This window comes from Rothia koreensis (assembly GCF_004136575.1).
GTDB classification, from domain to species: domain Bacteria; phylum Actinomycetota; class Actinomycetes; order Actinomycetales; family Micrococcaceae; genus Rothia; species Rothia koreensis.
The window spans coordinates 580,890-603,012 of the sequence record NZ_NOIQ01000001.1; the positions used below are offsets into that span (position 1 = coordinate 580,890).

The following is a 22,123-nucleotide window of genomic DNA, read 5'->3' on the forward strand; positions in this document are numbered from 1 at the left end:
ACGGGACTTTGGATAGAGCGGTAACGTTCCTAGAGTTCCATGCATGGTTGCACAGACACGGGAGAACCAAGAGGGCGGCGCCAGCGCCAAACCTCGTGCGAAAAAGCCGAACGCCCAGTGGAAGATCGACGGCACCGAGCCGATGAACCACAACGAGGAGTTCAAGCTCGAGGACAGCGGGCTCAACGTGCGCCGTCGCATCGAGGAGAAGTACGCCCACGAGGGCTTCGATGCGATCTCCGACGACGACCTTCACGGCCGTTTCCGCTGGTGGGGGCTCTACACGCAACGCATGCCGGGTATCGACGGCGGCCGCACGGCCAAGCTGGAGACCCGCGAGCTCGAAGACCGGTACTTCATGATGAGGATCCGGCTGGACGGCGGGCAGCTGAGCCTCGAACAGCTGCGCACGATCGCCGGAATCTCCGAAGAATTCGCCCGCGGAACCGCGGACGTGTCCGACCGGCAGAACATCCAGATGCACTGGATCTCGGTCGAGGACGTGCCCGAGATCTGGCGACGGCTGGAGAACGTCGGGCTCTCGACCACGGAGGCGTGCGGTGACGTCTCCCGAGTGATTCTGGGTTCCCCTCTGGCCGGTGTGGCCGAGGACGAAATCCTGGATCCGACGCCGGTGATCGAGACCATCAAGGAACGGTTCATCGGTGACCCTGACCTGGCGAATCTGCCGCGCAAGTTCAAGACCGCGGTGTCAGGTCACCCGAGTCAGGACGTCGTCCACGAGATCAACGACATCTCGCTCATCGGCGTCGAACATCCCGAACACGGCCCCGGGTTCGACCTGTGGGTCGGTGGAGGGCTCTCGACCAATCCGAAACTCGCCGTGCGGCTTGGGGCCTTCGTGAGCGAAGAACAGGCCCCCGACATGTGGCACGGGGTCATCCGGATTTTCCGGGACTACGGCTACCGGCGCCTGCGCAATCGCGCAAGACTCAAGTTCCTGATGGCCGATTGGGGGCCCGAAAAGTTTCGCGAGGTACTCGAGCAGGAGTACTTGGGATATGCCCTCGAGGACGGGCCCGAGCCGTCTGCCCCGAAGCACTCCGGCGATCACGTCGGAACGCACCGGCAGAAGGACGGCAATTACTACGTCGGCCTGAGCCCGATGGTCGGTCGAGTCGGAGGGGGACTGCTGACTCGGCTCGCCGACCTGATGGAGAAATACGGTTCCGCGCGATTGCGCACGACGCCGTACCAGAAGCTCGTGGTTCTCGATCTGCCTGCAGAGTCGGTCGAGGACTTCGTCGCCGAAGCGGAGGAGCTCGGTCTGTCGGCGTCACCATCGGTGTTTCGGCGCGACACCATGGCGTGCACCGGCATCGAGTTCTGCAAGCTGGCCATCGTCGAAACGAAGAACACCGCCGAGCGTGTGGTCGGCGAGCTCGAGGAGCGATTGGCCGATGTTCGGGACCAGCTGCCGGAGCAGTTGAGCCTTTACGTCAACGGTTGCCCCAACTCCTGCGCCCGGATCCAGACGGCCGACATCGGTCTGAAGGGACAGATCATTCCCGACGGCGAGGGCGGCCAGACCTCCGGGTTCCAGGTGCATCTGGGTGGCGGACTCGCGAACTACCGCAACGATGCCGAGGGAGAACTCGGACGAACCGTGCGTGGCCTGAAGGTCGCCGCAGATGACGTCTCCGACTACGTGGAGCGTCTGATCCGGCGCTACATCGACACCCGGACGGAGGGCGAGACCTTCGCCCGGTGGGCCAAGAACGCGGAAGAGGAGGAACTGGTATGACCACCGACACCGAGAATGACCTTCGCACTCTGGCGGACCGGGCCGAGGATCGTCTGGACTGGGAAGCCAATGCGGAAGAGGTGATCCGTTGGGTCGCCGAGAACTTCGAGACCTCCGATGTTGCCGTGGCCTGTTCCATGGCCGACGCCGTTCTGCCCGCCCTCGTTGCCAAACACCTTCCCGGCGTCGACGTGCTCTTTCTCGATACCGGGTACCACTTCCCGGAAACCATGGGTACCCGCGACCTGGTGCAGGAATCCCTCGACGTCAACATCGTGGATCTGAAGCCCGAGCTGACGGTTGAGGAACAAGACCGTGAGTACGGGAAGGACCTGTTTGCCTCCGACCCCGCAGCGTGCTGCCGGATGAGGAAAGTCGAACCGCTCAACAAGGCCCTTGCAGGCTACAAGCTGTGGTTCACCGGAGTACGGAGGGAAGAAGCACCCACACGCACCAATACACCATTGGTCACCTGGGACGACTCCCACGGCCTGGTCAAGGCCAACCCGATGGCGACCTGGTCCTTCGACGACCTGGTCGATTACGCGAATGAGAACGGCGTGCCGGTCAACATGTTGCTGACCAACGGATATCCGTCCATCGGATGCCAGCCCTGCACCCGGCCCGTTGCCGAAGGGGAGGACCCGCGCGCCGGTCGTTGGGCGGGTCTGTCCAAGACGGAATGCGGGATACACCTGTGAGCGCGACGAACGAAGGAACGAATCCGTCTATGACCACTGAGATTTCCCCTGGGAGGGGCGGACCCGCCGTGGCACTCGCAGAGTCCGATGCCGATGTCCGTACGCTGACTGACCTGGACATCCTGGAATCGGAGTCAATCCACATCATCCGCGAGGTCGTAGCGGAGTTCGACCGTCCGGCCATGCTGTTCTCCGGCGGCAAGGACTCCGTGGTGATGGCGCACCTGGCGGCCAAGGCGTTCTTCCCGGGACGGGTTCCGTTCCCGTTGGTGCACATCGATACGGGACACAACTTCCCGGAGGTCCTGGAGTTCCGGGACCGCGCCGTCGAAAGGCTGGGAACCCAACTGGTGGTCGGCTCCGTGCAGGAGTACATCGATCGGGGAGAACTTGAGGAACGAGCGGACGGGACGCGCAATCCGTTGCAGACGGTCCCGCTTCTGGACACGATCGCGAGCAACCGTTTCGACGTCGTCTTCGGCGGAGGACGCCGGGACGAGGACAAGGCGCGTGCCAAGGAACGAGTGCTGAGCCTCCGGGACGACTTCGGGCAGTGGGATCCGCGCAGTCAGCGGCCCGAATTGTGGAACCTCTACAACGGCCGTCACACGCCGGGACAGCACGTCCGGGCATTTCCACTGTCCAACTGGACCGAGCTCGACGTCTGGCGCTACATCGAGCGCGAGAACATCGAGATACCGAGTCTCTACTATGCCCACGAGAGGGACACGTTCCTGCGGGACGGGATGATCCGCGCGGTCGGCACGGTGTCCGTGCCGGGCCCCGATGAGACAGTTGAGCGCCGGGTCGTGCGGTACCGCACGGTGGGGGACATGTCCTGCACGGGCGCCGTCGAGTCCTCGGCCGCGGACGCGTCCCAAGTGGTCCAGGAGGTTGCCGTGTCCACCCTGACCGAACGGGGCGCGACTCGTGCGGACGACCGCATTTCGGAGGCGGCCATGGAAGACCGCAAGAAAGACGGGTATTTCTAGATGACGATCACCGACACGCTCGCCGCCTCGACCGGGAGCACCAGGACCCTGTTCCGCTTCGCCACGGCCGGGTCGGTCGACGACGGCAAATCCACCCTGGTGGGAAGGCTTCTCTTCGACTCGAAGGCGATCCTGGCCGACCAGTTGGAAGCCGTTGCCAGGACATCCGCGGAACGAGGCTTCGGCGCCTCGGGCGAAGAGATCGACCTTGCCCTGCTGACCGACGGTCTGCGGGCGGAACGCGAACAAGGCATCACGATCGACGTCGCCTACCGGTACTTCGCGACCGACGCACGCAACTTCATTCTTGCCGATTGCCCCGGTCACGTGGAGTACACGAAGAACACGGTCACGGGTGCCTCGACCGCCGACGCCGTGGTGCTCCTGGTCGATGCGCGGAACGGCGTCCTTGAACAGACCCGACGGCACTTGGCGGTGACCAGGCTCCTGCGGGTCCCGCATGTCATCATCGCGGTGAACAAAATTGACCTCGTCGACTACTCGGAGTCCGTGTACGAGGAGATCTCCGCGGACATTGATCGTGTGGCGAGAGAGCTCGAAATCGACGGCGCACTGACGGTCCCTGTATCGGCGCTGAAGGGCGACAACGTGGTGACCGCATCCTCCAGAACCCCGTGGTACACCGGTCCGACGCTGCTCGAACTCCTGGAGGAGCTGCCCGACCGCGATCGCTCCCTCCAGGCGACTGAACCGTTCCGCATGCCCGTGCAGACCGTGATCCGGCCCCAGGGCTCCCTGGCTCCGGGTCTGGAGGAGGACGACTACCGCGATTTCCGGGGCTACGCGGGGCAAATCTCTGCCGGATCGATCCGGGTGGGGCAGAGCATCGCCGTCGCCGGAACCAGCAGAACCACCCGCGTGACCGGCCTGTGGAGCGGCACGGAACGCGTGGATGAGGCGCGATCGCCGCAGTCGGTCGTCCTGGAGATCGAGGACCAGTTGGACCTGGCCCGTGGGTCGATGCTTGCCGCCGCCGAGTCCGCACCCGCTGGGCACCGTGAATTCGGCGCCAGGATCGCGTGGCTGAACGACAAGCCGCTCACTCCCGGAGCCAAGGTTCTCATCAAACACGGGGCCGCCACGGTCAAGGCTCTGGTCGAGGAGGTGCACGCCCGGCTCGACCTGACCGATCTCACGGACGGTCCGGCCAATGCCCTCGAGCTGAACGACATCGGATCCGTGGCGATCAGAACGGCGACCCCGTTGCCCGTGGAGGACTACGAACACCATCGTCAAACCGGCGCCTTTCTGGTCATCGATCCGCTCTCGGGAGACACCTTGGGGGCAGGCATAGCGGCCCCCGGCGTCGTCGAAGCCGAGGATCCTCTGGAGGACTGGCTCGGGGACGAGGGCTGACGACCCCGGACTCATGACCTATCCACTCGGACTGCAGCTGCGAGGGTTGGATGTGCTCGTCGTCGGCGGCGGACCCGTCGCCACGCGGCGCATCGGCCCGCTCCTCGAGGACGGGGCACGCGTGACCGTCGTCGCACCGACCGTGAGCCCGGAGATCCGCGACTGGACCGGACGCGGCGAACTGCGCTGGCAGGCTCGGGACTTCATGCCTTCGGACCTGGACCAGGTCTGGCTCGTTCTGACCCACACCTCGGATCCGGCGACCCAGGACCTCGTGTCCGAGGAGGCCGCTCGCCGGAAAATCTTCTGTGTCAAGGGCGGAGATCCGGAGGCGGGGACGGCGTGGGTCCCCAGCGTCGCCGAGTCGCACGGCGTCACCGTGGGAGTCAACGCGAACAAGGACCCCCGCCGGGCCAAACGCATCGCGGCATGGCTGGAGGCGGCCCTCGAATCCGGGACGGCCCCCGTGGATCCCCAATCCGAGAGGGTCTCCGTCGACGACGCCCAGAAACCCGGAACCGTGGCCCTCGTCGGTGGCGGACCCGGCGCCGTCGAGCTCCTGACGGTCCGGGGAAGGTTCCTGCTCGCCATGGCCGACGTCGTCGTCGCCGACCGTCTCGGCCCGCGGGACGTGCTGCCGCGGCTCCGGGAAGACACGGTCATCATCGAGGTCGGCAAGAAAGCCGGCCATCACCCGGTGCCTCAGTCCGAGATCAACGAGATCCTGGTGCGCGAGGCCCGCACCGGCGCCCGGGTCGTCCGGCTGAAAGGTGGCGACCCCTTTGTCCTCGGTCGTGGGGGAGAAGAGGTCGAGTACTGCGCGTCCCACGGGATCGAAACCGAAGTCGTCCCGGGGGTGACGTCCGCGATCTCTGTCCCGGCGGCGGCGGGCATCCCGGTGACGCACAGGGGCGCCGCCACAGGGTTCACGGTCATCACCGGGCATCAGCAATTGGATGCCGCGCCATACGGAACGGACCACACCCTGGTGCTGCTCATGGGCGTCACGCGGCTCGCAGAGACCGCCGAACGGCTGATGATGGCCGGGCGTCCCGAGTCGACACCGGCGGCCGTGATCGAGCGCGGCTGGACGCCCGAGCAGAGGACAACCTTCGGAACCCTGTCCGACATTGCCGCTCGCTGCGAAGCGCGCTCAGTGGCCGCGCCCGCGGTCATCGTGATCGGCGACGTCGTTCGCCTGGCACCTGATAGTCCGTGACGTCAGCCGGTACATTCGGCTCAGGCTGCGTGTCGGGCCACGTGCAATCCCGAGGAAATCATCGGCAACTGCAAGGGCAACCGTCCCCAAGCGATCAGTTTCGGAAGCGGGGCCTTGTTGCGGTAGTCCCACGCCATCTGGAAATTGCCCGGCCATACACCGAGGTAGAGGGCAACCGCGGCCCGACCGCCCGTGCGTCGGGTGCGGCGGTTGAGCAAGAGCGCGGCCACCCCCAGCTCGGCCACGCCCGAACCGAGCGTCCAGGCCCTGGCCGACCCCGGAAGGGACGCCGGAATCAGAGCATCGAAATGCTCCGGACGGACAAAATGCAGAGCACCCATGGCAGCCAGCGCGGTCCCCTGGACGAGGGCGGACCGTGTGGCTGTCTTGCGCTGTTGGGGAGTCGTCATGCCCTCGATTCTAGGCCGTTGATCGGCCCCGATGTCACTTGGGGACTCACATCCGTTCCGCCGCGAACGCGCCCCGACGGCGTCATCGAGGGCCTCATGACGGACCGGAACAGCGGCGCAAAATCCGTCGGCGATAGGGGTTAGACAGGGATCGCCCAACTGCTTAGACTGATATGCAGTGCGACGACCCGGCCATCACCGGCGAGCAATCCGGAAGAACGGGCAGTACCTGTGATGTCCCATTCGGCGTTGCGGCGCGGGAGATCACGGAATAGATACAGCCTCACTAGACCCGGACGGGTAGGCCCGAGACAGCCGTCATGAAGCGGCCGTGGCCGCTGAGACACCCCCGCGGTGACCTTCTTTGGTCACCGCGGGTCGTCCCAGTTTTCACGGCAAGTGAGGTGGTACCGCGTCGTCATGGCGTCCTGACGCAAACGAATGTTCGATTTCGAGATCCAGGATGACCACGTGAGCACTCACTACCCCAAGGCCACCACCGACTCCGCCAACGCAGCATCCGGTGGCGTTCCGGCCTCACCTTCCTTCCCGAAACTGGAAGAAGGAGTCCTCGACTACTGGAGCGAGGACGGGACTTTCCAGCGCAGTATCGAGCAGCGCGACAGCGCCGAAGGCACCCCGGACGAGTTCGTGTTCTACGACGGCCCTCCCTTTGCGAACGGCCTGCCCCACTACGGCCATCTCCTGACTGGTTACGTGAAGGATCTCGTCGCCCGGTACCAGACGCAACGCGGCAACAAGGTCGATCGCCGTTTCGGCTGGGATACGCACGGCCTGCCCGCCGAGCTCGAAGTCATGAAACAGCTCGGCATGTCCGAGAAGAAGCAGATCGAAGAAATGGGCATCGACAAGTTCAACGATGCCTGCCGGTCTGCCGTGCTCAAGTACACCGACGAGTGGCAAGAGTATGTGACCCGCCAGGCCCGCTGGGTCGACTTCGAGAACGATTACAAGACGCTCAACGTCGAGTACATGGAGTCGGTGATCTGGGCTTTCAAACGCCTTCACGACCAGGGCCTGACCTACCAGGGATTTCGCGTCCTTCCGTACTGCTGGAAGGACGAGACGCCGCTGTCCAACCACGAGCTCCGGATGGACGACGACGTCTACAAGGACCGTCAGGACCCCACGATCACGACGACGTTCTTTCTCAAGGAAGGAGACACGCCGGCGAGCCGTGAACTCGCCGGAGTCGCCGCCATCGGCTGGACCACGACACCCTGGACGGTTCCCGCCAACCTGGCGCTGGCGGTCGGACCGGAGATCGATTACGTGGCCCTGCCCGCCGGCCCCAACGGAACCTCGGCCAAGGCCGATCGCTTCCTGCTGGCCTCCGAGCGACTCGAGGATTACGCGACGGATCTCGGCTATGAGGACGCCGATTCGGCGCGGGAGGCCATCGAGGCCCATTACCTCGGCAAGGACCTCGAGGGCATCCGGTACGAGCCGCTGTTCGACGCGTTTACCGACACCGAGAAGTTCGGAACCGAGAACGCGTGGAAAATCCTCGTGGCCGATTACGTCACGACCACGGACGGCACCGGAATTGTCCACCAGGCCCCGGCCTACGGTGAGGACGACCAGGCGACGTGCGAGAAGTACGGAATCCCGGTGATCCTGACCGTCGACGAGGGCGCGCGGGTCCTGCCCCTGTTCAACGGGACGGAGCTCGAGGACGTCGTCGGAATGCAGGTCTTCGAATCGAACACCCCGATCGTGCGTCACCTGCGCGCCAAGGGACTGCTCGTGCGTGAGAGCTCGTACGTCCACTCGTACCCGCACTGCTGGCGGTGCCGGAACCCTCTGATCTACCGCGCGATCACGTCCTGGTACGTGTCCGTCACCCAGTTCAAGGACCGGATGGTCGAACTCAATGAGGAGATCAACTGGATCCCTGAGAACGTCAAGCACGGCCAGTTCGGCAAGTGGCTCGAGAACGCCCGTGACTGGTCGATTTCCCGCAACCGTTACTGGGGCTCGCCCATCCCCGTGTGGGTTTCGGACGATCCGAACTATCCCCGTACCGATGTGTATGGTTCGCTGGCCGAGCTGGAGGCCGACTTCGGCCGCCTGCCGCTGAACAAGGACGGCGAACCGGATCTCCACCGGCCGTACATCGACGAGCTGACTCGTCCGAACCCGGATGATCCCACGGGCGCGTCGACCATGCGCCGCGTCCCGGACGTCCTCGATGTGTGGTTCGACTCGGGATCGATGCCTTACGCCCAGGTCCATTATCCGTTCGAGAACAAGGACTGGTTCGAAGGCCATTACCCGGCCGACTTCATCGTCGAATACATCGGCCAGACACGGGGATGGTTCTACACGCTGCACATCCTGGCCACGGCTCTGTTCGACCGTCCGGCGTTCACGAACGTGATCTCCCACGGCATCGTGCTCGGGTCGGACGGGCAGAAGATGTCCAAGTCGCTCCGCAACTACCCGGACGTGACCGAGGTGCTGGACAGGGACGGATCCGACGCGATGCGTTGGTTCCTGATGTCATCGCCGATCCTGCGGGGCGGCAACCTGATCGTGACCGAGCGCGGTATCCGCGAGGGAGTCCGGCAAGTCATGCTTCCCCTGTGGAACGCCTACCACTTCTTCGCGCTGTACTCGAACGCCGCCTTCGACGGTCGGGGCTACGATGCCCGTTTCCGGTACTCGTGCGAGAACGTGATGGACCGCTTCATCCTGGCCAAGACACGGCAACTCATCGAGGAGGTCACGGACGATTTCGACCGGTACGACGTCTGGGCGGCGTGCGAGCACTTGCGGGTCTACGCGGACGCGCTGACCAACTGGTACGTCCGTCGGTCCCGGGAACGTTTCTTCGACGAGGACATCGCGGCCTTCGACGTCCTCTACACGTGCCTCGAAACCGTCTGTCGTGTGGCGGCGCCCCTGCTTCCGATGGAGACCGAAGCCATCTGGCGCGGACTGACCGGCGGCAGGTCGGTGCACCTGACGGATTGGCCGCAGAAGGGTGTGCTGGCCCAGGAATACGATCTCATCGCGTTGATGGAAGCCACCCGTGCCATCTGCTCGGCGGGGTCCGCGTTGCGAAAGTCCGAGAACATCCGCGTGCGGCAGCCCCTGGCGTCCATGACCGTTGCCGTTCCGCGCGGCAAGGAACTCGCGGGCACCTTCTCGAGCATCATCGCCTCCGAGCTCAACATCAAGAGCGTCGAGGTTCTCGATGCCGCGGAGGTCTCGGCGGAGTCCTATGGGATCTCACGGAGCCTCAAGGTCAATGCAAGGGCGGCCGGGCCGAGGCTCGGCAAGCAGGTGCAGGTCGCCATCAAAGCGTCCAAATCCGGTGACTGGGACATCGACGCGGACGGCACGGTCGTCGTCGGTGGCTCAACGCTCGACGAGCCTCTGCCCCTCCATGAAGGGGAGTACGAGCTCGAGACGGTCGTGTCCGAAGGTGAGAACACCGATCGGGCCGTGTCCGTGATCGACGGCGGGTTCATCGTCCTCGACACGAGGCTGACTCCGGCCCTTCGTGCCGAAGGCACCGCGAGAGACATGATCCGCGTAATTCAGCAGGCCCGGAAGGACGCGGGTCTGCAGGTCTCGGACAGGATCCGTACAGTGGTCCGGGACGCTGACGAGGTGCTCGATGCGCTCCGCGAGAACGAACGACTTGTGTCCGGGGAGACGCTGACCCAGGATCTGGTCCTCGAGACGTCGTCCGAATCTTCGGTGACCGTCGAGACGGTCCCGACCGAATCCGCAGAGAGTGATGCATGAGCGACCAGCCTTTCAAAGACGACGACGACCCGCAGGACGGCTCCGAGGAGCTGCCCGACGAACTCAGTCCGCTGACCCCCGAGGACATCGAGGACGCCGAGGAATCGGACCTGGACGAGGAACCGGACGGTCCGCACCCGGCGGCCGATGATTCGGGCGACCTCATGGACGCGGCGTTCTCGGTCGAGTCGATCTATGCCGAACTGAGGGGGCGTGCGCCGGAGACGCAGATGGCGCCACGGCTCGAGGCCATGCGTCTGGCCATGGATTTTCTGGGCGACCCGGCGCACAGCGCACCGGTCATCCAGATCACCGGAACCAACGGCAAGACGTCCACGGCACGTCTCGTCGAGCGGCTGCTCATGGCCCATGACCTCCGGCCCGGGCGGTACACCTCTCCTCACCTCGAGCGTGTCAACGAGCGCATCTGCGTGGACGGGGAGCCCGTCGACGACGCGACCTTCGTGCGCGTCTGGGACGAAATCCGCCCCTACCTGGAGATGGTCGATCGGCAGCTCGGCGAACAGGGGGAAGTCCCTCTGACCGAATTCGAGGCGATGACGGCCTTGGCCTTTGCGGTCTTCGCGGATGCGCCCGTGGACATCATGGTGCTCGAAGTAGGACTCGGCGGGGAATGGGACGCGACCAACGTCTCGGACGCCCAGGTGTCCGTGGTGACTCCGATCGACTTGGACCACACCGACATGCTGGGGGACACGGTGGAGGAGATTGCGGCAGAGAAGGCCGGAATCATCGCTCAGGGTGGCTTCCTGGTCTCGGCTGCACAACGCCCGTCGGTGGCCGAGGTGCTGCTGGACCGGGCCAGGCGCGAAGAGGCGGAGTTCCGCTTCGAGGGGGTCGAATTCGGGGTGACCGAACGGATCCCCGGCGTCGGCGGCCAGGTCATCACGATCCAGGGCCTGGCGGGTCGCTATCCCGAGGTCGCGCTTCCGCTCTTCGGGGAGCACCAGGCGGAGAACGCTTCCCTGGCGGTCGCCGCGGTCGAGGCGCTCCTCGGCGGGGGCGAGAAGGAGCTGTCCATCGACCTGATCCGTACCGCATTCGAAGAGGCGACGTCGCCCGGCCGGCTCGAAACCGTACGGACGGCACCGGTCGTCGTGCTCGACGCCGCTCACAACCCGCACGGGATGAGGGCATCGGCCGCTGCCGTCCGTGAGTCCTTCGACGTGCGCCAACTCAACATCGTCGTCGGGATTCTGCGTGACAAGGATGCCCTCGGGATCTTGGAGGTCATGAGGGAACAGTACGCCGAGTCGACCGAATTCGAGACGCGCTTGTACGTCACCGCGTCGACCTCTCCGCGGGCGATTCCGGCTCAGGAGCTCGCCGACCTGGCCCTGACGGCCGGATTCGACGACGACGCTGTCGAGGTCCACGAACGCATCGACGACGCTTCGGTCGCGGCCATCTCCGATGCGGCTGCCCGCGAGGAGCTCGATGCTGCGGTCCTCATCACCGGGTCGATCACCGTGGTCGGCGAAGCACGTGTACTGCTCGGACAGTAGGAGACTGTGATGGCACGCCTGACCAAGGCACAACGCGAATGGCGCCCCGGACAGATCAAGAAGCCGGGATCGGTCAAGGTCATGTTCGCTTCGACGGTCCTTCTGCTCGAGGCTTTTGTGGTGTTCTTCGGGACTCTCGCGTATTTCGGACTCGAGCATCTTCACTCGGGGACCGGAACCAAGGTCTCCGTCATGATTGGCGGCCTGGTCCTGGCCGCAGCGTTCGTCTACAACTGCGCGGTGCTCCGGAAGCCTTGGGGCTACGCGATGGGGTGGATCCTCCAACTCCTCCTGGTGGCGACCGGCTTCCTGCTTCCGGCCATGTTCGTGATCGGTCTCTGCTTCATGGCGGCCTGGTGGTACTCGATGGTCACCGGCACCAGGATCGACCGCGAGAAGAAGGAGCGCTGGGAGGCCGAACAGGAGTGGGACCGCACGCACGGCCAGGGCTGAGGATGGACTGGGCAGGCGGTGCCGCCGGAACCCCGGATCCGCGGCTGATCGAGACAGACCTCGAGTCGAGAGCGGTTTTCGGCTCGTGGTCCGGCAAGAGGGCCGGCAGCACCCGCGACGTCGGCGCCGCCCTCGAGCTCCTCGAGGCACTTGGCGGATCCCAGCGAACTCCGACCGTGCTCGTCACGGGCTCCAAGGGGAAGGGCCAGGCCGCCGCGGTCGCCGCCGCATACTTGAGCGCAGCGGGATTCAGGACCGGCCTGGTGTCATCGCCCGGAACGGTATCCAACCTCGACCGGTTTGCCCTGGACGGCACGGTGATCGGAGCCGCGGAGTACAACCGGTGGTTGCACCGCGTCGAGCCTGCCGTCTCCGAGGTGGACGTTTCCCCGGGGAACTATCTTGCCCCAACGGGGATCTTCACGATCATGGGACACGCGATGCTCGAAGCCGCTGGCGCAGAGGTGATCGTGCACGAGGCAGGCATGGGTGGCGCCCACGACGAAATCTCTGTCCTGGACCGAATCGCCGTCGGGTTCACGAGTGTCTTTCCGGAGCACCTGGACGTCTTCGGGCCCACTCTGGCCCATGTCGCACGCGAGAAATTCGGCCTCATCCGGGACGGCGACCGCGTGTTCAGCGTTCCCCAGTCGCCCGTTCCATCCGAGATTCTTCGTCGGACGTGTGATCGCATGGACGCTTCGGTCCACCAGGTGCCACCCGGGGACTTCCTGTCCCAGAACCACCACCTGGGAAAGAGCCTGGCCGACGACGTCGCGCGACGACTGGATCGCGAGCCCTGGACCGGGGGCATCGAGCTGTGCCGGCCGGGACGTGCGGAGTTCTGCCGGACGGCGGAAGGCACCGAATTCTTTCTGGATGCGTGCATCGATCCTGTGGGAATGGCCGCTGCACTGAGCGGGGCCGAGTCCCGGTGGGGCGTCGTCGACACGGTGTACTGGTCGATTCCGGCGACCAAGGACATTTCGGGCATCGCGGATTTTCTCGACGGCAGGGGAATCGATCATCGGTTCGTGCCTCTGGATTCCCACCACCTCGACTACGAACTGCCCACCGACCTTCTGCAGAGGTTGCGCTTCGCTCCGCGGGAGACGCTGCTCGACGACATGGGGGATCGGTCCATGGTTGCGGGAACCGTTTCCTTCGGCTCCTCGGTGCTGAATGAGATCGGGGTCATGCCGACGCGCCTGTACGACCCGGATAGGATCGGTAGCGGAGAGATACCCCATATTTAGGAGTGCACAGATGTCCGAACGTTCGCTGGTCCTGGTCAAGCCCGATGGGACGGAGCGCAACCTGATCGGTGCCATCCTGGCCCGTATCGAGACCAAAGGCTACAAGATCACCGATCTACGACTGGTGACACCGTCCCGCGAGGTCCTCGAACAGCACTACGAGGAACACCAGGGCAAGCCGTTCTACGAGCCGCTGCTCGAATTCATGATGTCCGGGCCCGTGGTGGCGGCCGTGGTCGAGGGCGATCGTGTCATCGAATCCGTGCGCACGCTGATGGGTCCCTCCGACCCGACCGCCGCGGCCCCGGGGACCATCCGCGGTGACTTCGCCCGTGACTGGGGAGAAAAGGTCCAGAAGAATCTGGTCCACGGCTCGGACTCCACGGAATCCGCGGAGCGCGAGATCGGCATCTGGTTCGGCTAGACCGACTCCGGGCGCCCAGCCCCGTATGAGGCTGGTTCACGCAGAAGAAAGCCCCATCCGTCATTGACGGATGGGGCTTTCTTGGTCCGAGCGGGTTCATGCCACGGCGTCGTGCTCGCGCATCAGGAGAGCATCGAGAGGATGTTGGAGAAGAACCGGATGAAGATGATGCCGAACAGGACCAACAGGATCATGACGACCAGGAACCACGACCAGGCCGGCAGCGTCTCGGCCACGCGCGGCGACACCGGAATCACCCCGGTTCGGATGTTGCGCATCGTCACGTTGACCGCGAGGGCCGTCTGCACGATCCAGACCACCATGCAGTACAGGCACAGTGCATCGATCTGGAAGGTGGTCTGGTACCAGAGCCAGAAAGTGAACAAGGACCCCAGCACGACGCCGACCTCGATGCTCATCCAGTACCACCTGGCGAACCTGGCACCCGCGAGGATCGCCGCGCCAATGGTCAGAACGATCGCGTAGGCGACGATGCCGATGAACGGGTTCGGGAATCCGAAGAGCTCGGCCTGAGGCGTACGCATCACGGTGCCGCAATTCAGCAGCGCGTTGATGTCACAGCTCGACTTGTGGCCGGCGTCGAGAAAAACCTGGAGCCTCTCGAAGACGAGGGCAGCGGAAGCGATGAAGCCAATGCCGCCCGTGACGATCAACAGCCACGCAAAGCTTCGTTCCTGCGGCTGATTGGTCGACGGAAGCGTGGTCCTGTCGCTGTGCCTCGGCGCGGGGTCGACGCTGGATGTGCTCACAAGTCAGTCCTCGGGGTCGGGTCGGCACAGAACGGGCTGTGCGCGTACTGCATTCATCCTAACGACGCCGGCTCAGAGGTCTGGGCCCGAATTTTCGAATTCGTCTCAAAACTTGCTGTCAATTCGATGAGCAGCAAGCCAGCGCCTAGCTGTGCGATACTGAGAACGGTGAGAGCCGCGCCGCACGCGACTCTTCATCCAATGTGACGCCGACAGGTGCCGTGCACCGCTTCGGGCAACGGAGCGAAGACCACCTTTCACAAGACTTCAGCGGGATGCGAAGCTCGGCGAATCCATTGGCCCGGGTGGTGCCCTTCGCCGGCATATTTCGCCGCCGGCTCGACGAGCCCCCTCGGGTAGGGAACGGACTTCCGGCCGTCGCGCACGTCGCGGCAGGACCGATTGAGAACGGCCGAATCCCGGGTGCGGCCCGGTAACGGCTCCATAGGAGTACTGACTGAATATGAATACGCAGAACGAAGGCACCGCCCCTCAGGGTGGGGCCGAAGAGAACGAACCCACAACACCCCCGACGACACCTCCAGAACCCCAGGGCGAAGAATCGAACACGCCGGAAACAGAAGCGGCCAAGGCTCCGGCGGAGGATGAATCGCCGGCGACCTCGGACTCGGACGAGTCTTCCACGAACCCCGTGACGGCGCCGCTCTCGGCGCCCTCTCTCTTGTTCCACGCTCCCGATTTTGACGAGATCAAGGCGGCCGCCAGCAAAAAGAACTCCGAGGATTCCGAAGACGAGGAACCGTCGGACGACGACGCTGTCGAGGACGGCGAAGTTGTTTCCCGGAGGCGGCGTCGTCGTCGCCGGGGTGGGGAAGACATTGAGCTGACCGGGGGAAGCGATGAGGATCCGCCCAATACGGTCACCAAGGTTCGAACCCCGCGGGTGACCGAGAGCGCCTCATCGAACAAGGTCGCCTCCGTCAAGGGGTCCACCCGTCTCGAGGCCAAGCGCCAGCGTCGTCGTGACTCCCGAGCGTCCGGACGCCGCCGCCACGTCATCACAGAGGCCGAGTTCCTCGCACGCCGCGAATCCGTGGACCGGCAGATGATCGTCCGTCAGAAGGATGACAGGATCCAGATCGGCGTTCTCGAGGACGGCGTGCTTGCGGAGCATTTCGTGTCGAAGACGCAACAGGATTCCCTCATTGGCAACGTCTACCTGGGCAAGGTGCAGAACGTCCTGCCGTCCATGGAAGCCGCCTTCGTGGACATCGGCCGCGGTCGCAATGCCGTGCTCTACGCGGGTGAGGTGAACTGGGACGCTTCTGGTCTCGACGGCCAGCCTCGAAAGATCGAGAATGCGCTGAAGTCCGGTGATTCGGTCCTGGTCCAGGTGACCAAGGACCCCATCGGTCACAAAGGCGCACGGCTGACCTCTCAGGTGTCCTTGCCGGGCCGGTTCCTCGTGTACGTTCCGGGCGGTTCGATGACGGGCATCTCCCGCAAACTTCCGGATACCGAGCGGGCCCGCCTGAAAAAGATCCTCAAGGACAAGCTGCCGGACGGGGCCGGCGTCATCGTGCGCACCGCCGCCGAGGGGGCGGCCGAGGAAGAACTCGCCCATGACATCAACCGGCTCCGCGCCCAGTGGGAGGACATCGAGTCGAAGTCCAAGGGCAAGAAGACCCTTGCCCCCGAGATGTTGTACCAGGAGCCCGACCTGACCATTAAGACCGTTCGAGACGTCTTCAACGAGGACTTCTCCGCAATGGTCGTCCAGGGAGACCAAGCCTGGGACAACATCGAGGCCTACGTCACCTACGTGGCGCCCGACCTGATCGACCGGCTCAAGAAATGGGACGGCGACGAGGACCTGTTCGATCACTACCGGATCGAGGAAGGACTCGCCAAGGCTCTGGACCGAAAGGTATTCCTTCCGTCCGGGGGCTCGCTCGTGATCGACCGGACCGAAGCCATGACCGTCATCGACGTCAACACGGGCAAATTCACCGGTTCTGGCGGAAACCTGGAAGAGACCGTCACGAAGAACAATCTGGAGGCGGCCGAGGAAATCGTCCGCCAACTCAGATTGCGGGACATCGGCGGGATCATCGTCATCGACTTCATCGACATGGTCCTGGAATCCAACCGAGACCTGGTCCTGCGCCGGCTGATCGAATGCCTGGGCCGTGACCGGACCAAGCATCAGGTCGCCGAGGTGACTTCGCTCGGCCTGGTCCAGATGACCAGGAAGCGGATGGGCACCGGTTTGCTCGAGGTCTTCTCGGAGACCTGTGAGCACTGCGCGGGTCGTGGACTCATCGTCCATGACCAGCCGCTCAAGGGCCGTTCCGGGGGAGCCCCGGGGCCGGACAACCACGGCCGTGGCGACCGGAAGCGCAACAAGGACCGGAACAAGCAGCGTCGTCAGGACGAACAGACCAAACAGGACGAAGCCAAAGCCGAGGCGACACGCCACGCACTCGCCAACATCGCCGCGGCGTCCTCGCACCAAGAGGATTCCGAGTCGGAGGCCAAGGAGGACGAAGCCCGCCGCACTCCGGAGTCCGGCGAGTCGAAGTCGGCCAAGAAGCGCAAGCGTCGCAAACGCAACAAGGGTCGTGGCGGAGCCGAGTCGGAATCCAACCAGAGGCCGACCGGAGATGACACAGGGGCGGAGCCGACCAAGGGCGACCACGCCGTTGGCGTGGCCCAGGGGGAGCCCGACGCCGTCGTGACGATCCAGGGCGAGGTCGTGACCCTGCCGCACGGATCGCAGAAGCAGGAAAACCCCAACGGTGGGTCGGAGAAGCAGTCCGAGGAATCCCAGGGGGAGCAGGGGCCGTTCAGCCTCGACTCGCTCGCCGCGGCCTTCGAGCGGAAGCCCGGGGGAGAGCGGCCGGAAGATCGGGAAACTGCAGACACCGACAGGACGACGCCGGAAGATACCTCCGGGGACGAGGCCTCGGACGAGCGACCAGTTCGACAGGGACGCCGCTCGCGCCGGGAGCCCCTCCGCAATCGATCGGGACGTGAAGGCGCCGAAGCGGCCAGGCGGGCCGCGTTGGAGGCGCTGCAGGACATGAAGCCGGGTCGAGGCGGCCGAAAGAAGCCCGCCCAAACAGGCCAGGCGTCCAGCAAGACCCAGGACGGCACATCCGAAGCCGCAACCTCGCAGGGGCCCGCCGCGGATTCATCGTCCGTGGAGTCGACCCCCTCTCGGAAGCCTCGCCGTCAGGCCTCGCGTCGGGCGACCACCGGACCGAGTGCGGAACCGCACACCGAGAAGCCGGTGACCGGCGTCGCAAACCCGGGACAGGGGGCATCCGGTGAGACCACCGAGCCCTCGAAGAGCGAGGCGCCGAAGGAGTCCGCACAGTCCGCACCCAAGAAACGCCGCGGCAGGCGTGCGGCCTCCAGTACGGGTGTGGGCGGGTCGATCCATACTGAGGAAACCGGTTCGGCCCAGGGAGGTTCCGTCTCCACGGCCTCGTACTCCGCTCCGGCATCGGATGCCTCGCCGGCGGAGGACGTCCCCATGCTGGGAGTCGGGGTCAAGGCGTCGGACATCAAACGGCCCGAGTGAGTGTGTGACGCGTGTCGCGCTGACACAGCGGCGACACGCGTCACCTCCACTTGCCCGTCATCGTGCGGTATCGTAGGCTTGATAGCCGGTGCTCATTGCCACCTCATGACGGACGTCAGGGTCCGGGCCGTTCGACACGGGCTGAGTCGGGAGATGAGCATGAGAGCGCAACTACCGCGGGTCATCCCGTTGGAAGCGACACGGACGGCCCTCCCCCTCAACGAGGAGTCGCCTGAGCAGGCGCCCTCCCCAGAAACTTTGTACATATAACGTCGAGAGAAGTGAGTTCCCAAGTGGTGTACGCGATTGTCCGCGCTGGCGGCCGCCAAGAAAAGGTTTCCGTCGGAGACCTCGTGACCCTTGACCGCGTCGCCGGCGAGGCCGGCAGCACCATTGAGCTGCCCGTGCTGATGCTGGTCGACGGCGACAAGGTCACCGCCGACGCCAAGAATCTGGCGTCCGCAAAGGTCACTGCGGAGAAGGTCGAAGACCTCCGTGGTCCGAAGATCGTTATCCAGAAGTACAAGAACAAGACCGGTTACAAGAAGCGCCAGGGCTTCCGCGCTGATCTGACTCGCGTCAAGATCACCGGCATCGACGCCAAGTAACCGACAGCACGGTTTCCGTCAGAACATTTTTACCGAAGGCAGGCAGGTATGGCACACAAAAAAGGTGCAAGCTCAACCCGTAACGGTCGCGATTCGAATCCCCAGTTCCTGGGTGTGAAGCGTTTCGGCGGCCAGGCCGTCAACGCCGGCGAGATCATCGTCCGCCAGCGCGGCACCCACTTCCACCCGGGCGACAACGTCGGCCGCGGCGGTGACGACACGCTGTTCGCTCTGGCCGCCGGCCAGGTCGAATTCGGCCGTCGTCGTGGGCGCAAGGTCGTCAACATCCTGGCAGCGGCCGAGTAGTCGGACCGCAGAGCCAACGCCGGTCCGTGTGACCGTCGAAAGAAAGAGGGCATGTGCTCATGTGCAGCACAGGCCCTCTTTTTTCTTTTAAAGTCGATAGAATCGCCCAAAGGGCACGTGGAGTATTTCGAGGAGTCTGAGTGGCGAATTTCGTGGACCGAGTCGTCGTGCATGCCAGCGGCGGCTCAGGTGGTAATGGTTGTGTGTCCGTGCGCCGGGAGAAGTTCAAGCCCTTGGGAGGGCCTGACGGAGGCAATGGGGGCCACGGCGGCAACGTGGTCCTGCGCGTCGACGGTCAGTCCACGACCCTGCTGGAATACCATCACTCCCCGCACCGTACGGCCCCCAAAGGCGATATCGGCCGAGGAGCCCTTAACCACGGCCGCCACGGGGAAGACCTCATCCTCTCGGTCCCGCAGGGGACCGTCGTCAAAACCAAGGACGGTGACATCCTCGCGGATCTCGTGCGGGAGGGAGACGAGTTCATCGCCGCGCGGGGCGGAATCGGTGGGATGGGCAATGCCGCCTTGGCCTCGGTCAAGCGCAAGGCGCCCGGATTCGCGCTGCTCGGTATCGAGGGGGAAACCCGCGACATCGTCCTGGAGCTCAAGTCCATCGCCGACGTCGCCCTCGTCGGCTACCCCTCGGCCGGCAAGTCCTCGTTGATCGCAGCGATCAGCGCGGCCCGCCCGAAAATCGCGGACTACCCGTTCACGACCCTCGTACCCAACCTGGGCGTGGTGGAAGCCGGGAGCACCCGTTTCACCGTGGCCGACGTCCCGGGGCTGATCGAAGGCGCATCGGACGGCAAAGGGCTCGGACACCGTTTCCTGCGCCACGTCGAACGGTGTGCCGCAATCGTGCACGTGATCGACTGCGCGACCCTCGAACCCCGCCGTGACCCCGTCAGCGACTTCGAGACGATCAACGGCGAGCTCTCGCGGTACGAGGTCGACCCGTCGGCCGGGACGTCGACGCCGTTGGTCGAACGTCCTCACATCGCCGTGCTGAACAAGATCGATGTGCCCGAGGCCCGCGAACTCGCGGATTTCGTCCGCGAGGACTTGGAAGAGCGTGGCATGCGGGTCATCGAAGTCTCCACGGCCTCGCACGAGGGTCTCAAGGAACTGACATTCGCCATGGCCGAACTGGTCGAGGAGTCCAGGGCCAAGCAGGAAGAGGTCGCCGTCGAGGAACCCCAACCAGCAGTCGTCCGGCCCCGCGGACATCGCAGGAAGAAGGAAACCGAGTTCATCATCCGTCATGAAGAGCGGAATCTCGAGCCGTTGTTCCGCGTCCTGGGGGAGAAACCGGAGCGGTGGATTAAGCAAACCGATTTCTCGAATGATGAAGCCGTCGGGTACTTGGCGGATCGTCTGGCTAAGCTCGGTGTGGAAGACGAACTGTTCAAGCAGGGCGCCAAGCCCGGCGATGCCGTGGTCATTGGGAACGAGGCGGATGCCGTGATCTTCGACTGGGAGCCGACCATGCTCTCCGGTGCGGAGAATCTCACGAGTCCGCGCGGTACCGATGTCCGCCTCGAAGAACTGATCCGACCCACACGAGCCGAGAAGCGCGAAGACTACCAGCAGCGCAAGGATGCACGGGCGGCTGCCCGTGACGAGCTGGAAGCCGAGCGACTCGCGGGCAAGTGGACCGAATCGGTTGAAGAGAGGCGCGAGCGCAAAGCCCGGGAAGCGGCCGCAGAGACGAGCGAACCCCAAGGAGACGAATCAGACCATGAGTAAGGCCAGAGGGAAACTCAAACGGACCGAGGTGCAGCGTTCGGCCGAGAACCGGGGAAAGAACCGGATCAGCCCCATCGAGAGCCGAGCCGACATCCCGAAAGCGCGGCGCGTCGTCGTCAAAGTCGGGTCCTCCTCTCTGACCTCCATCGCCAATTCGCTCGATGAGCTTGCGGTCGCGACCATCACCGATGTGCTCGCCAAAGCCCACGAGCGAAACGTCGAGGTGGTGTTCGTGTCCTCGGGCGCCATCGCGGCGGGGCTTGCCCCACTGGGTCTGAGCCGACGCCCCAAGGACCTTGCGACGCAGCAGGCCGCCGCCTCCGTCGGACAGTCCCTGATCATGACCCGATACACCGAGCTCTTCAGCCGGTACAACGTCACCATCTCCCAGGTCCTGGTGACGGCAGAGGACCTGATGCATCGCAGTCGGTATCACAACGCACACCGCCAACTGGAGCGACTGCTCGACCTCAACGTCCTGCCGATCGTCAACGAGAACGACGCCGTCGCGACCCACGAACTCAAATTCGGTGACAACGACCGCATCGCCGCTCTGGTCGCCCACACGATCAAGGCCGATGCGCTTCTGCTGCTGTCCGACGTCGACGCGTTGTACACCAAGCACCCGGCCGAGGGTGGGGAACGGATTCCGGAGGTCACGGACCCCGAGAAGGATCTCGACGGCGTCGAGGTTGGGACCATCGGACGGGCCGGGGTCGGCTCCGGCGGCATGGTCACAAAGGTCGAGGCCGCCAAGATCGCGTCCTCCTCGGGAATTCCCGCCCTGGTCACGTCGACCGCGAACGCATCGGCCGCTCTGGAGGGCCAGGACGTGGGCACGTGGTTCAAGCCCACGGGCGGTCGGCGATCCGTGCGGTTGGTCTGGTTGGCCCAACTGGCGAAGACCAAGGGCGCCCTGACACTGGACGCCGGCGCGGTGAAGGCCATTCGACGGCGGACGTCTCTTCTGGCCGCGGGCGTCACCAAGGTCGAAGGCATCTTCCGCCCCGGCGAACCGGTTGCCCTGAAGGAGCCGAGCGGCAAGACCATCGCGCACGGTATAGCCGCCTATTCCAGCGAGGAATGCGCCAAGACGGCGGGTCAGCATACCGACGACGTCGTGGACGACCTTGGCGAGGGCTTCGACGGGGTCCTGGTCCACGTGGACAATCTGGCCTTGTTGCGGCGTAAGTACTAGGGCGGCGCGGGAGCGTCTCCCGGGTCAACGGCCCGCTGCCGAAAGG

The 22,123-nt window shown here is 64.7% G+C and carries 17 protein-coding genes; 15 read left to right on the forward strand and 2 right to left on the reverse strand.

Annotated elements, in window-relative coordinates; all coding sequences use genetic code 11:
* Positions 1–43 precede the first annotated feature (43 nt).
* From EWU68_RS02695 to cobA, 5 genes are read left to right on the forward strand one after another with little or no spacing between them, the layout of a single operon-like run.
* Positions 44–1,765, forward strand: a complete 1,722-nt coding sequence (locus EWU68_RS02695) for a nitrite/sulfite reductase (RefSeq protein WP_129314299.1) — start codon at positions 44–46, stop codon at positions 1,763–1,765.
* Positions 1,762–2,466: a phosphoadenylyl-sulfate reductase gene (locus tag EWU68_RS02700; RefSeq protein WP_129314300.1), complete on the forward strand. Its 705-nt coding sequence runs from the start codon at positions 1,762–1,764 to the stop codon at positions 2,464–2,466. The genes EWU68_RS02695 and EWU68_RS02700 overlap by 4 nt, the downstream gene beginning before the upstream one ends.
* Positions 2,467–2,495: 29 nt before the next feature.
* Entirely contained in the window at positions 2,496–3,458 is a 963-nt protein-coding gene (gene cysD, locus EWU68_RS02705) for a sulfate adenylyltransferase subunit CysD (RefSeq protein ID WP_129314301.1), read from the forward strand.
* Positions 3,459–4,835: a sulfate adenylyltransferase subunit 1 gene (locus EWU68_RS02710; protein WP_129314302.1), complete on the forward strand. Its 1,377-nt coding sequence runs from the start codon at positions 3,459–3,461 to the stop codon at positions 4,833–4,835.
* A gap of 13 nt (positions 4,836–4,848) precedes the next feature.
* Positions 4,849–6,054: a uroporphyrinogen-III C-methyltransferase gene (gene cobA / locus EWU68_RS02715; RefSeq protein WP_129314303.1), complete on the forward strand. Its 1,206-nt coding sequence runs from the start codon at positions 4,849–4,851 to the stop codon at positions 6,052–6,054.
* A 20-nt stretch (positions 6,055–6,074) separates the two neighbouring features.
* On the opposite strand, the gene EWU68_RS02720 is transcribed toward cobA, so the two are convergent.
* The gene (locus EWU68_RS02720) at positions 6,075–6,464 is read right to left on the reverse strand and encodes a DoxX family protein (RefSeq protein WP_129314304.1); all 390 of its coding nucleotides are present in this window, start codon (positions 6,462–6,464) and stop codon (positions 6,075–6,077) included.
* A gap of 471 nt (positions 6,465–6,935) precedes the next feature.
* Between EWU68_RS02720 and ileS the strand changes: the two genes are divergently transcribed.
* From ileS to ndk, 5 genes are read left to right on the forward strand one after another with little or no spacing between them, the layout of a single operon-like run.
* A complete protein-coding gene (gene ileS / locus EWU68_RS02725) occupies positions 6,936–10,241 on the forward strand; it encodes an isoleucine--tRNA ligase (RefSeq protein ID WP_129314305.1) in 3,306 nt (1,101 codons plus the stop codon).
* Positions 10,238–11,767, forward strand: a complete 1,530-nt coding sequence (locus EWU68_RS02730; protein ID WP_165162086.1) for a glutamate ligase domain-containing protein — start codon at positions 10,238–10,240, stop codon at positions 11,765–11,767. The genes ileS and EWU68_RS02730 overlap by 4 nt, the downstream gene beginning before the upstream one ends.
* A gap of 9 nt (positions 11,768–11,776) precedes the next feature.
* The gene (locus tag EWU68_RS02735) at positions 11,777–12,220 is read left to right on the forward strand and encodes a DUF4233 domain-containing protein (RefSeq protein ID WP_129314306.1); all 444 of its coding nucleotides are present in this window, start codon (positions 11,777–11,779) and stop codon (positions 12,218–12,220) included.
* 2 nt (positions 12,221–12,222) lie between these two features.
* On the forward strand, positions 12,223–13,476 hold the full coding sequence (locus tag EWU68_RS02740; RefSeq protein WP_129314307.1) for a folylpolyglutamate synthase/dihydrofolate synthase family protein: 1,254 nt from the start codon (positions 12,223–12,225) through the stop codon (positions 13,474–13,476).
* Between the two features lie 10 nt (positions 13,477–13,486).
* Positions 13,487–13,900, forward strand: a complete 414-nt coding sequence (gene ndk, locus EWU68_RS02745) for a nucleoside-diphosphate kinase (RefSeq protein WP_129314308.1) — start codon at positions 13,487–13,489, stop codon at positions 13,898–13,900.
* Positions 13,901–14,022: 122 nt separating this feature from the next.
* Here ndk and EWU68_RS02750 read toward each other — a convergent pair whose 3' ends face one another.
* Positions 14,023–14,670 carry a vitamin K epoxide reductase family protein gene (locus EWU68_RS02750; RefSeq protein ID WP_238692268.1) on the reverse strand — a complete coding sequence of 216 codons (648 nt, stop codon included), beginning with the start codon at positions 14,668–14,670 and terminating at the stop codon, positions 14,023–14,025.
* A 463-nt stretch (positions 14,671–15,133) separates the two neighbouring features.
* On the opposite strand from EWU68_RS02750, the gene EWU68_RS02755 reads away from it, so the two are divergent.
* The 5 genes from EWU68_RS02755 to proB all read left to right on the forward strand — a co-directional run bounded on the left by EWU68_RS02755 (position 15,134) and on the right by proB (position 22,077).
* Entirely contained in the window at positions 15,134–18,217 is a 3,084-nt protein-coding gene (locus EWU68_RS02755) for an Rne/Rng family ribonuclease (protein WP_129314309.1), read from the forward strand.
* 293 nt (positions 18,218–18,510) lie between these two features.
* Positions 18,511–18,825 carry a 50S ribosomal protein L21 gene (gene rplU, locus EWU68_RS02760; protein ID WP_129314510.1) on the forward strand — a complete coding sequence of 105 codons (315 nt, stop codon included), beginning with the start codon at positions 18,511–18,513 and terminating at the stop codon, positions 18,823–18,825.
* Positions 18,826–18,873: 48 nt separating this feature from the next.
* Entirely contained in the window at positions 18,874–19,131 is a 258-nt protein-coding gene (gene rpmA, locus EWU68_RS02765) for a 50S ribosomal protein L27 (protein ID WP_129314310.1), read from the forward strand.
* A gap of 140 nt (positions 19,132–19,271) precedes the next feature.
* Positions 19,272–20,879: a GTPase ObgE gene (gene obgE, locus EWU68_RS02770; protein WP_129314311.1), complete on the forward strand. Its 1,608-nt coding sequence runs from the start codon at positions 19,272–19,274 to the stop codon at positions 20,877–20,879.
* Complete coding sequence (gene proB / locus EWU68_RS02775) at positions 20,872–22,077, forward strand: glutamate 5-kinase (protein ID WP_129314312.1); 1,206 nt, start codon at positions 20,872–20,874, stop codon at positions 22,075–22,077. Before obgE ends, proB begins: the two co-directional genes overlap by 8 nt.
* Positions 22,078–22,123: the final 46 nt, after the last annotated feature.